Source organism: Henriciella sp. AS95 (assembly GCF_038900055.1).
Taxonomy (GTDB): domain Bacteria; phylum Pseudomonadota; class Alphaproteobacteria; order Caulobacterales; family Hyphomonadaceae; genus Henriciella.
Window position 1 is genome coordinate 2,922,412 of the sequence record NZ_JBBMQM010000001.1, and the last position, 14,481, is coordinate 2,936,892.

The window sequence follows — 14,481 nt, forward strand, 5'->3', positions numbered from 1 at the left end:
CATTGGCCAGCCCTTTTCCGAGGGCTGGCCTCTTTTTCTCAAAGGATATCAAGACAATGAGCAAGATTACTCGCAAGGACTTTCTGGGCCTTTCCTCCGCAATGGTTGTCTCTGCCGGCCTGAGCGCCTGCGTCGGCACGCAGGCGACGGCGTCCGCCTCGGCTCCGGCGACAGCGAAGGCTCCGCCGAACAAAGGAAAGGTGCTCATCAAGAACGCCGATGTCCTGACAATGAACACCGCGCGCGATGAGCTGACAGGCACCGATGTCCTGGTTGAAAACGGCAAGATCGTTTCAATCGGCAAAGGGCTTTCGGCACCGGATGCGGAAATCATCGATGCCAGCGGCATGATCCTGATGCCCGGCATGATCGATGGACACCGGCATGTCTGGGAGTGCATCGAAGCCGGACGGCTCGTGAAGTTCCATCCGGCGGAATACAGCACCTATCAGCAATGGAAGATGCGCACGATCGTCAGCATGAACGCCGATGAGATGTACCTGTCGGGACTGGTCGGGGGGCTGTTGGCGATCGACTCTGGTGTGACCAGCATGCTCGACTACGCGCATGGCCAGATCAATCAGGAAAACGCCATCGCGTCAGCCAAAGGCCTGCAGGACTCCGGAATAGCAGGCTGGTTCGGTTTCCAGCTGGGCGTTTCCTCTTCTTACAAGCCAGGCGACACTGTCGATCTGACACGCGCGCATTCAGAGCGTATTGCGAGAACGACTGAAACTCACTGGGCCACGGCGGACGCGCTCAAGCGTGATGTGTTCAACGATCCAGATGCACTGCTTCAGATGGGCTTGTGCCCAGCCTCCGGCATGGGTGACGAGCTCAGCCTGATCAAGGACGAGTGGACTCGTGCGCGCAGCTACGACCTAGGCATCCTGGGCGCACATATCCACAAGCCGGAAACGCCCTTCCCTCCTGGTCATATGGGTCATCGGGGCTCCGGTATGCTCGACCTTGCCGACGCCGGCATGCTCGGCCCGGACTACCACATTTCCCATGCCAACCGCCTGACCGAGGATGAGTTCAGAGTGCTGCGTGAATCGGGCGGCATGGTGTGCGCCACGGCCATGGGTGAATTCCCATACATGACGGCGGCCTATCGGGGGCCTTCCTGCCACGGGCGGGCACGCGCCGCTGGCGTCGCGACAGGCATCGGCATCGATGTGTCGCTGGCCCTGACGCACGACTATTTCGAACATGTGCGTGCCGGCTTCTGGAACCTCTACCTGTCACCCGAGGGCGTTGCCTTGGCGAACGACTACAAGGCGCATGACGCGCTCGATTTCGCGACCAATTTGGGGGCCAAGGCCGTCCGGCTTGAGAACGTTGCGGGCAGCATCGAAACAGGCAAACGCGCCGATCTCGTCCTGCTCAAGACGGACCGGCCAGGCTTTGGGCGTCTCGGCACACTGGCAGACCGCGTCGTGACCTTCGCCGCACGCGAAGACATCGACAGCGTATGGATTGCAGGCCAGGCGCGAAAGCGCGGCGGTGAAATGGTCGACGTTGATCTCAAGGACCTGATGCAAAAAGTCTATGCGGCGCAGGACCGGTACGGTCCGCTCGCTGAGAGCATCACCTTCGTCTAAGCCCTTGTTCCTTTCGGCCCGATGCTGAACCCCCTGCAGCAGACGGCCGGGAGGAACGCCTTTTCTATCTGTTCGCGAGCCTGAATATGAGCCTCACACGCCAGCAATTCCTGCGTTTATCCGCCTCGCTCCCGGTCGCCGCGGCGGCTGCCGGGTGCGCCACATCGCGAACGCCGTCGGCGTCGCGCATCCTGATTCAGAACGCTGACGTGCTCAGCATGACCGCGCCGGAAGACGAGTTCATCAAGACCGATGTCCTGATCGAGAATGGCCGTATCGCCTCGATCGGAAAGGGGCTGTCCGCGTCAGGAGCGCAGACGATCAATGGGTCCGGGATGATCCTGATGCCGGGCATGGTCGATGGCCACCGGCATGTCTGGCAGACCCTGCTGAACGGTCTTCTGCCCAAGATGTCGCAGAAATATGCCGAATATGATCGCCGCGTGAACATGGTCTACGCGCTCGCCTATGAGCCTGAAGACATGTTGGTCGCCCAGCAGCTTGGTGGGATGACATGTATTGATTCAGGCGTCACCTCGGTGGTTGACCAGATGCATGCTGCCAATGGCGACGCGATGGAGCAGGCGGCCGCGCGCGGACTGGTCGAGTCAGGTGTCGCCGGCGTCTTCTGCTACCAGATGCGCAACGGGCCCTATTACACGGTCGGCGATACCTATACGCGCGAACAGGCGCTCGCAGACCGCAACCAGCCACCCGATGAGCGCCACTGGGCCAATGCGGAACGCATTCGCGACATGTATTTCAGCGGCAAGGACCGGCTCGTCCATTTCGGTATCGGGCTGACCGGTTCTGTCGGGTCACAGACCGTCGACCAGGCAGCTGAAGAATTCCGGCGGGCGCGCGCGCTTGAGGTTCGTATGCTGACCCAGCACATGAACCAGCGCCCCGGCACAAAGCCGCCGATCCTTCGCGGTGTTGCTGACCTGCATGAGGCCGGCCTGCTTGGGCCTGATTATCTGATTTCGCACGGCGTCGACATGACAGACCAGGAGATGGGCTATCTCCGTGATGCCGGATCGGGGCTGTGCTCGACCGTGATGGGAGAGTTTCCGTATGAGAAGCCTTCTGTGCACGGACGGGCGATCGAAGTCGGGCTCGACGTCTCGATCGGTGTCGACGTGTCCATCGCTCTGACGCACGACTATTTCGAACATGTTCGAGCTGCCTATTGGAACCTGTTCCGGACCGAACGCGGTGCGGCGCTGTCCAAGACGATTGAGCCCTTCGATGTCCTCGATATCGCGACCCGGATGGGCGCACGGGCCATCGGCTTCGAAGATGAGATCGGAACGATCGAGGTGGGCAAAAGGGCCGATCTGGTGCTTTTGCGCACGGACAGGATCGGGTTTAGCAGGCTTGGCTCGCTTGCCGAGCGTATCGTGACGAGCGCGAACCAGTCGGATGTGGACACCGTCCTTGTTAATGGGGCTGTCAAAAAGCGGAACGGACGAATTCTTGGCCTCGACAAGGCGTCTCTGGAAGCCGACGCCTCACAATCCCGCCGAAATGTCATCCGCCGCGCGGCCGAGATAAACCTTCTATAGGCGACGCCCAAAGCGCACGGGCGTGCAGGCGCCGGCTCGCAGGATTTTGCGCCCCAGGAAGTTCCTTGAGCGCATCCTCGATGATGCGGAAGAGTTTGATCCCCTTCTCGACATAACTCATTCGCCGTGGACAGAGCCGACCGAAGGTCTGCAATGGGAGCGCACACGGTTCAGCGCCGATGGTTGCGATCCCTGCTTGCGGCGCGTCGGGTACGCGTACCCCATCCAAACAAGCGGTCGGCTCGATGACAGTGCCGGCGGAATTTACCGGCAGTGTCAACGAGCCTTCCAGCCTGGTGTCACCGTCAGAACTTGCGGCCGACGACAAGCGAACCGCTCAGGTTCGACACCGTCTCGCCCGCCAGGCCATCGACCTGCAGACCAACCGTCCAGTTATTGCCGAGTGCCATCGATCCGGTGACACTTCCCAGAACACCGCCAGCGTCATTCTCTGGCGCACGGATGTTGAAGCGGCTATCGGGAGCCCCTGACAGGGCAAAGACGGTCGATGTGCTGTTCGACGCGCTTTCCACATACTGGATCGAAAGATCGAGCAGATTGCCATCGGCTTGCCAGTTCGCGAAGAGGCCGCCGCCAAACGATGTCTGCTTGTCGGACGATCCGCTTGAGACGAGGTTGAGGCTGTCAGCGCCGCGTTCGCGGAAGCCGCCAAGATCGGCATTGGTGTGGTAAGCCGATACCACCGGCCCGATCGCCAGACCGTCACCGGCTGCGAAGCCGTATCGTGCTTCACCGGCAACGCTCTGGGTGTCGATGGTGGAGTCCGCGAATGCCCGGCGGCTGAAATTGCCAACGACGATGCGGCGCGCAAAGTCGACATCGGTTTCTGACAGCGTCGCCGAAGCGGTCGCCGTGAGCCCGACGCCAGCCGTGCCAAACCGTCCATAGGCGGAGATGTACCGGTCTTCATAGTCCGCATCACTGAGGCGCGGATCGAGCGTAACATCGCCCGAGCGGTATCCGACAGCGACACCCGCAACCCAGCGACCGTCTGCTGCGCCATAGTCAGCGCCGACATCAAAGCCGTAACTACCATGCTCTATCGCAGCGCCATTGCCGTCCGTGTCGATCGAGCCGTCAGACCCGGTCGCGGTCGCCCAGGCACCCCAGCCTGGCGCGAATTTGCGGTGGCTACGGGCCAGCGACTGACGCGAAAGGACCGCCCCGTTTGCACCGGCCTGGGCGAGCATCGCGGCATACACCTCACCCGATGACGTATCGAAAGCCGCCAGGGCCTGCCCGGGATTGGTGAAAATGAGCTGGTCGATGACAGCCGCCAGATCACCCGTCGCACTATTCTCGATGGCATCAAAGGTGGAGGCGACCGCCAACTGGTTTGGTGTCACCGCTGCGGTTGCGAAGTCTGGTGCGAAAAAGCTCCGCTCAGCGATCAACATGACGTCGTCAGCATTGTGCTGCAGGCTGAGCATCAGGAAGGGCAGATTGCTGTCGAGATCAGCAAATGTGCCGGTCACACCGTCCGTCGCAGAGAGGATCTGATACTCAGCGTAGGAACTGAAGCCGGTGCGCGGTGTCAGCGACGATACAGTGACTGTACCGCCATTGAGCGTTGCCGTGCCGTCAATCGCAAGCCGGTCCGACGCCCCCATCCCGGCCAGGGCGTCGTCATCTGCGCTTCCGTCGATATCGACCAGGAAGCGGGAGCCTGACCCGAAAACAACATCGCCTTCAACAGAGGTGACTTGCACAGGGCCACCCTGGCCAGGCGAAACGTCGCCGTTGATCGTCAGGACATTGCCTGCGCCGAGCAGGACCTGGTCGCGCGTATTGAACACGCCGCCGGCCTCTACGGTCAGCGAATTTGCGCCGCCGCCCAAATCGACATTGCCAGTGAACGTACCGGAGCCAGTGATCGTGCTGTCCTGGTCACCGAGCTGAATGTCGCCGGTAATGGTGCCGTCATTGGTCAGCGTCTCGATGCCGCCAGCCCCTTGCGACAGGATGGCAAAGCGGTCACCTGTCAGCGAGCCGGTGTCGGTGATGGTGAGCGAGTTGATCAGGCTGTCCGTGACGAGACCATCGCTGCCTGTGCCGGTGGCGGAAACATCCTCGGAGATTTCCAGCGTGGCGAGGCGCGAGAAGCCGCCGCCATCGCGGACCGCCTCAGCATCAGGGCTGCCCCAGCCGGACCCGATGCGAATGGCGTCGGCATTCTCGCCGCTTGTGGCTATCGTGCCGAAGGACAGGGCGAGGGAGGTGAAAGTGGTCTCGTTGGCACCGACTTCCGGAATGGACCCGACAACGAACCCGTCGGAGCCGTCACCCGTCGTGGTCACATCGACATCGGTCGATGCGAGCGCGATCGAAGAACCGGACAGTGTTCCGCCAAGGCCGAAAATCTCTGCCCCGTTGGCGTTATTGCCTGACGTGGAGATCGCACTGTTCTGCAGCAGCATGGCCCAGTCGGAATCGATCATATTGCCGTTGAGCGCTGCCGACAGGCCCTGCACCTGCAAGCCGAGGGCATTGTCGCCCGCGGTCGTGATGTCAAGATTGTCGAAGGTCATTGTGCTCGAACTGTCCACCATGGCGAGATCGGCGCTGGTGCCGAGGACGATCCCGCTGGCCCGAGCGCCTGTCGTCGAGACGGTAATATTGTCCATCACGGAGACGGAGATGCTGTTATCGCTTGCGATGAACTGGTCGATCACGAGCCCGCGGGAATCGTCGCCCTCGGTGGTCAGAACGGCATCGCCTACAATTGAATTGAAGGCCGAACCGTCAAAGCTGCCGCCGCCGATAAAAATGGCGTCGGACGCGCTGCCTTGCGTGGAAAAGTCTAACTCCACAAGCTGGATGGTATAGGCGGAACCGTTGTCGACAGTGCCGTCCAGGGAGAGCGCCCCCGAATTCGCCGCCCCCGTCGTTTCGATAGTCGTATCCGTGATCGTAACGGAAACGGCGCTGGAATCGCCGAAGACAGCATGGTCGACACCACGTGCATCGCTGCCAGCGGTCGAGATCGTAACGTTGTTGAGCGTTGTCGTCGTATTGGATGCGTTGCCATTCGCACCGACCAGAAGGGCCGTGGCCCCGTCGCCTTCGGTCGTAAAGTCGCTGTCAGCGACGAAGGGCGTCCGGCTGGACGCATCGCCGCCCTGCTCTGCAAAGACAAAGGCACGCGCATCATCGCCAGTGGTGGAAATGCTGCTGTCGATGATGATCGCATCCCCGATCGAGCCGTCGGAGAGCTGAGGGATGTCGATGGCATCGCTGCCAGCGCCCGTCGTTGAGATCGTCGAGCCTTCGACCAGCAGCAGCACATCGCTGCCATCGCCAGCGCCGACATGGACAGCATCGCTGCCTGTGCCAGCGGTCGTGACCGTGCTGTCGGCCAGGACGAGGCTCGCAGAGCTGTTCGCACCGAGATCAAGATTGAAGGCCATCGACCCGTTACCGGACGTCGAGACCTCACTGTCATAGACTTGGCCGGTGAAGGTGGAGCTGCGTGTTGCCGTGGTATCGAATTGCACCGCATGCGAACCCGCCCCGGTCGTGGAGATGGTCGAGGGCGCGGCGTCATCGCGGGAATAGACTTCGAAGTTGGCAACGCTGTCGCCGCCGCCAGAGTCCAGTTGGAAAGCCGTGGAATTGTCGCCGGTCGTGCTGGCGTCAATGTCTGTGAGCACCGCGCCCGCAGCGCTATTGCCGCCGCCGAGCACCTGGAAGAGCGGGGAGTTATCACCCGTACTCGACAGCGCGAGACGGTCGCTTGTCTGCAGAGACAGAGCGCCCTGCGCCGAGATGACAGGCGCATTGTCGCCGGTTGTTGCGATGACCGCACCGGGGTCCGCGGCGCCGACACGCAGCGCGCCTTCGCTGAGAATGGCGCCGGCCCCGCCGTCGGAGCGCACGGTGCCATTCACGACGACACTTTCATTCACGAATGCACCAGCGGGTGCAGGTGGCTCAGTCACCGCGACCACATTGGTGGCAGCGGTGGTGACGCCGCCGTCGCCGTCATCTGGCGCTTGTGAAGAAATGTATTGCGTGACCCTGTTCATGGCCCGGTCTGCAATCTGCGCCTTGTTGACCGTGACCTCCGTCGTCTGGTCGTCGATCAGGGTCTGCAGATAGGTGTTCGTTGTCCCTGCAATGCGAACGCCGACACTGCCGGCTCCGCTGGTGGTGACAGACCCCGAATCCGTGACCGTGACCTGCCAGTCATCCGAAGCGCTGGCATCGGCCACGATGCCGTCGCTGTTCGCACCGGTCGTCGTGATCGCACCGGAATTGGTGAGCGCAAGGCTGGCAAATTCCTCGGCGAGAATGCCCGTGCCATTCGTCATGCTGATTGCGCCCGTATTCTCCGCTTCAACTGAGTCTGCGACGACCCAGATGCCTGCGCCGGAGCCCATGGTGATGTCACCGGAGTTGAACAGGTCGATCGTACTGTCGGCCTGCGCGCCGGCGGCATTCGGATCGGTGATTTCCAGGACGAGGCCGATGCCGTGGGAATTCTCGTCGGTCGTGTTCGCCATGGCGATGTCGCCAGAATTGGTCACATTCGCGAGCACCGTGTCATCCTCGGTCGCAGCAAGGCTGATACCGCGCCCGAGCGGTGTATCGAGGGTGATGTCGCCGGTATTGGAGACCAGCATGTCATAGACGCCATCGACCGGCGCATCGAAGGTGAAGATGCCAAGACCGCGCAGGGACGACCCCTCGCCGGAAATGTCGCCTTCATTGGTCAGACTCATCGAGGCCGTCTGCGCCCTGTTCAACAGCATGATCCCGGTCGATGAATCGCCGTTTGCCATGGTGATGTCGGCAGCATTGAGTGCCGTTGAATCGACGCTGGTTCCGGCCGTCTGCACCAGAATACCATAATTGACGCTACCATCGATTGCGAGCGTTCCCGATGCCTGGTTCTCGACACTCAGCGTCGCCGTTTCCGTTGCGCTGTTATTCGAGGTGAAACCGACAATACCATGCGTCGCCTGACCGGTCGCACTGATCGCACCGGAATTGACGATGGTCGTGGCGTTTGCACCGCCGAGACTATTCGTGACGATGCCCCCCGCGACCCCGTTGAAATCCGTATCATTTGTGGTCGCAGAAGCCGTGATCGCGCCCGTATTGGTAACCGAGATATCGCCCTCGCCACTTTCTTGCACCGCGAGGATGCCGGCGGTCACATAATCGCGTTCACCGACACCGCCGGATGTTGCCGTCAGGGTGCCGCTATTGTCGACGGTGATCGAGCCGGTCGAATTGCGTTGACGGGCCTGGATGGCAATCGCGGACGGAAAGCTGGTGGAGGCCTCAACGTCGCCGCGATTGGTAATGGAAAGATTGCCGTCGCCATTCAGCGTAATCGTGTCGATGCCCAGCGCAAAAGAGCCATTGCCATTTGCCGTGATGTCCGCACCGGTGTCGACGGCAAGATCAGCGCCCTGGTCGATAATGGCGATAAGGCCTTGGGCGACGCCGTTAATGTTCGGGTCGTCATAGACATTGACCACGACGTCATCGGAAATGTTGATTGTGGTGTCAGTGTTTCGCACCACGCCAATGCCGAAATAGCCGGGCGGGGCGATGGGGGTCGTCGGATTCGTGATCGTGAGCGTGTCATAAGCCGGGTCGGACGGCGATGTCGTCACGCCATCTTCAAGATCACCCTCGCAAACTGCCTCTCCATTGGTGATAGGACAGTTCGCGGTCGTGCCCGGCACCGATTGCTGGGCGGTCGCTTCAGGCGCGACCGAAGCCAGGACGACACACATGGTCGTCATGGCAGCACATTGCATAAGGTTCGACTTCAAACGGTTATTTTCGACAGTGCTCACTATTCAGCCCCCAAAAAATGCGATGCCTCGGAATGAGGCCGCTCAAAGGCAAAGGCGCAGTTCTTCCGTCGACCGGTTCAGAACAATTTTAAATTTTTTGAAGATTGCGAATGGGAAGGATCACTTCACGGCATGATTTCCAAGCCGCTATTTCAAGACATTGCCCGAAATCATTGAGCTTGCAGTGATGTTGTACGACAGGTTTCCACGATCATTGAGTGAATCTGACGGCCTTTTGCATCATCGCACCATGGGCAACGGCGCTGATTGCGCGCAAATGCTGGACAGCCTCTGGAACTGACGCCCTGAAGTGATACTTCAATGTCCGCTATTGGCCATAAGCGGACATCAACTCAGTGTTTTAAGTTGGGAGGGTTGTCGGACGCTCAGTGACGTCCCTGGCGCCCTTATCTATTCAGCTAAGTTCTCGGCTTAATTCAGCATCTGATCACGTTTGCGAAATGCTCGCATCGTCCAGCAGTTTGACTTGATCAGACACGTATCTAATCGCTGAATTCAAAACAGGCTCTGCTTTACACCCCCCGAAAACCTTCGTTGCGAGTGTGACTTTTGCGTGCAACCGGGTGTGTTCGTCATAAGCGTCCTCACACCAAAAACCGAAGTGAGCATTTCTTTTTCGTTCCACAATTGGTTTCATGAAGTCTTCTTCAAGATAAAATGCTAGTGTGGCGAACCCGAATGCCATTTTTCGTTCATTAGGTATGTAATTGTGTATTGCGCCGACCGTGTGGTAATCTGGCGCAAACGGAATCTCTATCTCGGCTGAGATATCTGCTTTGTCTTGTTTGTCTTGCAACGAGCCCCCACCGACAATTGAAGGACTATAGTAGTTGAGAAATACTGTATCCGTCAAAAATATATTCTCGATAACTCTGAATACCGCCTGAGGCGTTGCGCGTATAATTTCTCTTCTTTAAGCAACGGACATTGATCAAACCTCAAATGCCGGATTTGACACATTAGGACGCCATCCGTTGCGCTCACAGATCTGAGTCATTCGAATTCCTAGATCATTCAGCGCGCGCTTGGACGCCGTATCTCTCACATTTTGACGATTACAGTAGATTAAGTCGCTACCCATCGAATATAGCTTTTTTAATTCGCTTGTATTGCGTGCCTTCTCCATCTCTTTCACAAACCAAGAGGCACCTTCAACACGTTTAGGTCCATCTGCATTGATAGCACCGGAGTAAACCGACTGTCGTTTTATTCCCCCGAACATAGTATCTCCTTCTCGACCGGTGTATACTCTAAACGCCAAACACAAAAAATATACCCCAATCTGGAAATAGTCGCGCAAACTGTCCTTTATACTTGTTTTCAATTGATATAGCCGGTGCGGATAGGCCAACACCGGCTTCGTGAATTCTGGACGTCGCCTGAGGTTATCCATCTCGCAATGTTGATGTACGACAGGCTTCCGATCTCACGTCGAGAAGTTGAAGTCAGAAACGTGTCAGACCGGCGCTTCCTTGGGTGAGCACAGGTTTAGTGCTGGACTGGGCGCCTTCGGCAGTTTTCCATTTCTCACACCATGAATAAATGCAGGGTCACCCTTGGGCAGCTTGAGGGCCGCTCCGATGCTATAAAAGTGAGAGCGCTGGGGCTCACACTTGTTGTCAATGCACGAAAATGATTTGGCTACTCGCGATAACGTCCAGCGCTGTGGCGCGCGCCGCTTCCCCACACCACAAAGCAGAAGATCAGATGGCGCTGATCACCTTGTCCAGCGTCGCCGGATAGTCGCGGAACCGCACGCCGGTTGCATTGTACATGGCATTGGTGATCGCCGCCGCCGCACCGCAAATGCTGAGCTCGCCAATGCCCTTGGCCTGAATGGGCGAGGCCCAAGGGTCACGCTCCTCCAGGAGCACCACATCGAGATCCGGCACATCCAGATTGACCGGCAAATGATATTCGGCGAGGTCGCGATTGGCGATATGCCCGTCGCGATTGTCGAACATCAGCTCTTCTGTCAGCGCGATGCCGATGCCCCAGACCAGACCGCCATAGCATTGCGAGGTCGCGGTCTTCTGATTGAGGATCCGTCCCGCATCGAACGTCCCATGCAGGCGGCGAACGCGCGTCTCGCCGGTGACTTCATTGACGGCCACCTCGGCAAAGAACGCCCCATATGTGCCCTGGCTCACCGTCTCACCGGTCTCGCCCGGCACGATATGACCTTCTGCGACGATGGCTTTGCCATCCAGAAGACCGGCCAGACTGTGCGTCTCATCGCCGTTTTTCACCTCGCCATTCTCGAAGGCGAGGTCTTCTTCGTCGGCCTGGAGTTTCTGCGCGATCTGCGTGCGGATGTCCTCGCAGGCCAGAAAGACGGCTGAGCCGCTCGAACTGGCCCCGAACGAGCCGCCGGAACCGGACGACGGCGGCATATCCGTATCGCCCAGCTTCGTCTCGACCCGGTCGGCCGGCAAGCCAAGCATGTCGCCCGCGATCTGCGTCAGGATGGCATAGGTGCCGGTGCCGATATCGGTCATGTCCGTTTCGACGACCGCTGAGCCATCCGCCTTCAACGTCACCCGCGCCTGCGACTCCATCAGCATATTGACCCGTGTGGCCGTCGCCATGCCTGTGCCGATCAGCCATTCGCCCTCACGGGTCTGGCGTGGTTTGGCGGTCCGCTTATCCCAACCAAAGCGCTTCGCGCCCTCATCGAGCGCCTCGTGCAGCTTGCGCGAGGCGTACGGAATACCTTTTTCCGGATGTCTTTCCGGGATGTTGCGCTTTCGAAACTCGACCGGATCGATCCCCACCTTTTCGGCGAGTTCGTCCATGGCGTTCTCAAGCACCTGCATGCCGACCGCCTCGCCCGGCGCGCGGACAGAGCCGGCGCACATGCGGTTCACGCGCGCGACGTCTATGCCGAGTTTGCGGTTCTCACCCCCATAGAGAAAATGCGTCGCCTGAACGACCGGCTCGGCGAAGCCTTCACCCGGCAGATTGGAGACCAGCGCCTCGTGCCCGATGGCTGTCAGTTTGCCGCTATCATCGCAGGCAAGGCGTAGTCGCTGACGCGTTTCAGACCGCCGCATCACCATGTCGAAAACCTGCTGGCGCGACAGCGTCACACAGACAGGCCGGCCAAGCGCCTTTGCGGCAATGGCGGCAGACACAGCCTCAGGCGAAATACCCAGTTTCGAACCAAATCCGCCGCCGACATAGGGCGACAGGATCCGCACATTTTCAGGCTCAATGCCCAGCGAGTCGGCGAGCTCATTGCGGTTGAATTTCAGCATCTGATAGCTGCCGCGCAGGGTCAGCTTGTCACCCTCCCATTCAGCAATCGAGCAATGCGGCTCCATCGCCGCACTGTTATGTCCCGGCGTGCGGAAAATCTCGTCCACGGTATAAGCCGCATTCGACATGGCGGCTTCGATATGGCCCTGCTCCAGACTGTTGCGGCCCTGGTCATCCTCGGCGATCTCGGCCTCTTCCGGGTCGAACACCGCGTCATCAAGCGCCGAATAGGTCACCTCAAGCGCTTCGGCTGCGTGGCGGGCCTGTTCGAAGGTTTCAGCCACGACAAGCGCGATCGGCTGGCCGAGATAAAAGACTTCATCCGGCCCCTGCACCGGCGCTTCATCCGCCATGCCCTGCGCCGGATTACGGATCAGCCGTTCATCATCATAGACGCCGAGGACCCCCGGCATATCCATGACAGCGTCGCGGCCAATCGCGGTCACTTTCGCTCTAGGCTGGCGCGAGCGCACCAAAAAGCCGAACGCGCAATTATCGAGTTTCCACTCGTGCGCATAGGTGGCCGTGCCACTGACTTTCAGCTTCCCCTCAGGCCGGTCCATGGAAGAGCCGACAAGGCCCTGCTTCATACGATCAAGCTTCAGCTCCACGACCGGCTGGTTCATTTCGAATTTATTGGTCATCAGCTGGCTCCTGAGCCGGTTGCCTGGCGCAGCACGGCAGTAAGGGTGCGGCGCGCCAGCGGAATTTTGAAATCATTGCTGCCCTGCCCCTCGGCATCCTTCAGAAGGATGTCAGCGGCTTTCTCGAACAGCGCGTCGGACGGTGCTTCGCCTTTGAGGATGTCTTCGACAGCCGGATCGCGCCAAGGCTTGTGAGCAATGCCGCCAAAGGCGAGGCGGATGTCCGAAATCTTGCCGGCGTCCATCCTGGCAATGGCCGCGACAGAAACGAGCGCGAACGCATAGGACGAGCGGTCACGCACCTTTCTGTAAACGTGCGTGCCGCCCGGCTTGGGCGGAAGGGTTACGGCCGTGATGAGATCGCCGCTTTCGAGAATATTGTCCTTCTCCGGCATATCACCTGGAAGGCGATGAAACTCCGTGACCGGAACGGTTTTCTCGCTGCCGTCGGATGACCGGATTTCGACGTCCGCATCGAGCGCAGCAAGCGCGACCGCCATGTCGCCCGGATAGGTCGCGATGCACTGGTCACTGGCGCCGAGGATCGCATGCAGACGGTTCACCCCGCCAATCGCGCCGCAGCCGCTTCCCGGCTCGCGCTTGTTGCAGGCCATCGCCGTGTCATAGAAATAATAGCATCGCGTTCGCTGGCAGAGATTGCCGCCGGTCGTCGCCTTGTTGCGCAGCTGGCCGCTGGCGCCGGCAAGGATGGCCTTCGCCAGTACCGCGTAATCGGCTCGCACGCGCGGGTCGGCAGCGCAATCGCTATTGGTGACGAGCGCCCCGATGCGCAAACCGCCGTCCTCTGTCTGCGAGATCGTATTGAGGTCCAGCCGGTTGATGTCGACCAGGGCCTCCGGCGTCATCACTTCAAGCTTCATGAGGTCGAGCAGATTGGTGCCACCGGCAATGAATGTCGCGCCGCCCGCAGCGGCCTCTGCGGCGGCGCCTTCGTCCTCGGCGCGCGAATAGGTAAACGGCCTCATTGATCCGCCTCCGCGACTTCCATGATCGCCCGCACGATGTTCGGATAGGCAGAGCACCGGCAGATATTGCCGCTCATCCGTTCAGCGATCTCGTCGCGCGAGAGCTTCGGCGCTGTCTCGACATCGTCGGTCACATGGCTCGGCCAGCCATCCTTGATCTCCTCAAGCATCGCCGTCGCCGAACAGATCTGACCCGGCGTACAATAGCCACACTGAAACCCGTCATGGCGGACAAAGGCGCCCTGCATCGGTGAAAGATTATCGGGCCCGCCTAGTCCTTCGATCGTGGTGATCTCGTCGCCATCATGCATGCAGGCAAGCGTGAGGCAGCTATTGATGCGCCGTCCGTTCACAAGAACAGTACAGGCACCACACTGTCCGTGATCGCACCCTTTCTTCGTTCCCGTCAGCCCAAGATGATGTCGCAACGCGTCAAGCAGCGTGGTCCGGGGGTCGGCCTCCACTTCGTGGCGGGTCTGGTTAATCTCGAGAACGGTTTTCTGCATGGGGCCTCCGGCAAAGTGTCGGATATCCGGCGGCCTCGACAGCGGACGATGTGAGGGCGGACTCCT

The 14,481-nt window shown here is 59.8% G+C and carries 7 protein-coding genes and 1 pseudogene; 3 read left to right on the forward strand and 5 right to left on the reverse strand.

Annotated features, from left to right (window positions below):
* Positions 1-56 precede the first annotated feature (56 nt).
* On the forward strand, positions 57-1,604 hold the full coding sequence (locus tag WNY37_RS14210; protein ID WP_342974052.1) for an amidohydrolase family protein: 1,548 nt from the start codon (positions 57-59) through the stop codon (positions 1,602-1,604).
* An 86-nt stretch (positions 1,605-1,690) separates the two neighbouring features.
* Positions 1,691-3,169 carry an amidohydrolase family protein gene (locus WNY37_RS14215; protein WP_342974053.1) on the forward strand — a complete coding sequence of 493 codons (1,479 nt, stop codon included), beginning with the start codon at positions 1,691-1,693 and terminating at the stop codon, positions 3,167-3,169.
* A 305-nt stretch (positions 3,170-3,474) separates the two neighbouring features.
* Here WNY37_RS14215 and WNY37_RS14220 read toward each other — a convergent pair whose 3' ends face one another.
* Positions 3,475-8,946: a hypothetical protein gene (locus tag WNY37_RS14220; protein WP_342974054.1), complete on the reverse strand. Its 5,472-nt coding sequence runs from the start codon at positions 8,944-8,946 to the stop codon at positions 3,475-3,477.
* Positions 8,947-9,160: 214 nt separating this feature from the next.
* On the opposite strand from WNY37_RS14220, the pseudogene WNY37_RS14225 reads away from it, so the two are divergent.
* A pseudogene (locus WNY37_RS14225) lies at positions 9,161-9,247 on the forward strand (IS6 family transposase); the annotation flags it as partial.
* A gap of 201 nt (positions 9,248-9,448) precedes the next feature.
* Here WNY37_RS14225 and WNY37_RS14230 read toward each other — a convergent pair.
* The 4 genes from WNY37_RS14230 to WNY37_RS14245 all read right to left on the reverse strand — a co-directional run bounded on the left by WNY37_RS14230 (position 9,449) and on the right by WNY37_RS14245 (position 14,415).
* Positions 9,449-9,874: a hypothetical protein gene (locus WNY37_RS14230; RefSeq protein WP_342974055.1), complete on the reverse strand. Its 426-nt coding sequence runs from the start codon at positions 9,872-9,874 to the stop codon at positions 9,449-9,451.
* An 850-nt stretch (positions 9,875-10,724) separates the two neighbouring features.
* On the reverse strand, positions 10,725-12,923 hold the full coding sequence (locus WNY37_RS14235) for a xanthine dehydrogenase family protein molybdopterin-binding subunit (RefSeq protein ID WP_342974056.1): 2,199 nt from the start codon (positions 12,921-12,923) through the stop codon (positions 10,725-10,727).
* Positions 12,923-13,909: a xanthine dehydrogenase family protein subunit M gene (locus tag WNY37_RS14240; protein ID WP_342974057.1), complete on the reverse strand. Its 987-nt coding sequence runs from the start codon at positions 13,907-13,909 to the stop codon at positions 12,923-12,925. Before WNY37_RS14240 ends, WNY37_RS14235 begins: the two co-directional genes overlap by 1 nt.
* Positions 13,906-14,415 carry a 2Fe-2S iron-sulfur cluster-binding protein gene (locus tag WNY37_RS14245; protein WP_342974058.1) on the reverse strand — a complete coding sequence of 170 codons (510 nt, stop codon included), beginning with the start codon at positions 14,413-14,415 and terminating at the stop codon, positions 13,906-13,908. The genes WNY37_RS14240 and WNY37_RS14245 overlap by 4 nt, the downstream gene beginning before the upstream one ends.
* Positions 14,416-14,481: the final 66 nt, after the last annotated feature.

Coding starts and splice junctions, on each gene's coding strand:
- WNY37_RS14215 (WP_342974053.1), top strand. CDS start 1,691: ATGAGCCTCACACGCCAGCAATTCCTGCGTTTATCCGCCTCGCTCCCG.
- WNY37_RS14220 (WP_342974054.1), bottom strand. CDS start 8,946: ATGACGACCATGTGTGTCGTCCTGGCTTCGGTCGCGCCTGAAGCGACC.
- WNY37_RS14240 (WP_342974057.1), bottom strand. CDS start 13,909: ATGAGGCCGTTTACCTATTCGCGCGCCGAGGACGAAGGCGCCGCCGCA.
- WNY37_RS14235 (WP_342974056.1), bottom strand. CDS start 12,923: ATGACCAATAAATTCGAAATGAACCAGCCGGTCGTGGAGCTGAAGCTT.
- WNY37_RS14245 (WP_342974058.1), bottom strand. CDS start 14,415: ATGCAGAAAACCGTTCTCGAGATTAACCAGACCCGCCACGAAGTGGAG.
- WNY37_RS14210 (WP_342974052.1), top strand. CDS start 57: ATGAGCAAGATTACTCGCAAGGACTTTCTGGGCCTTTCCTCCGCAATG.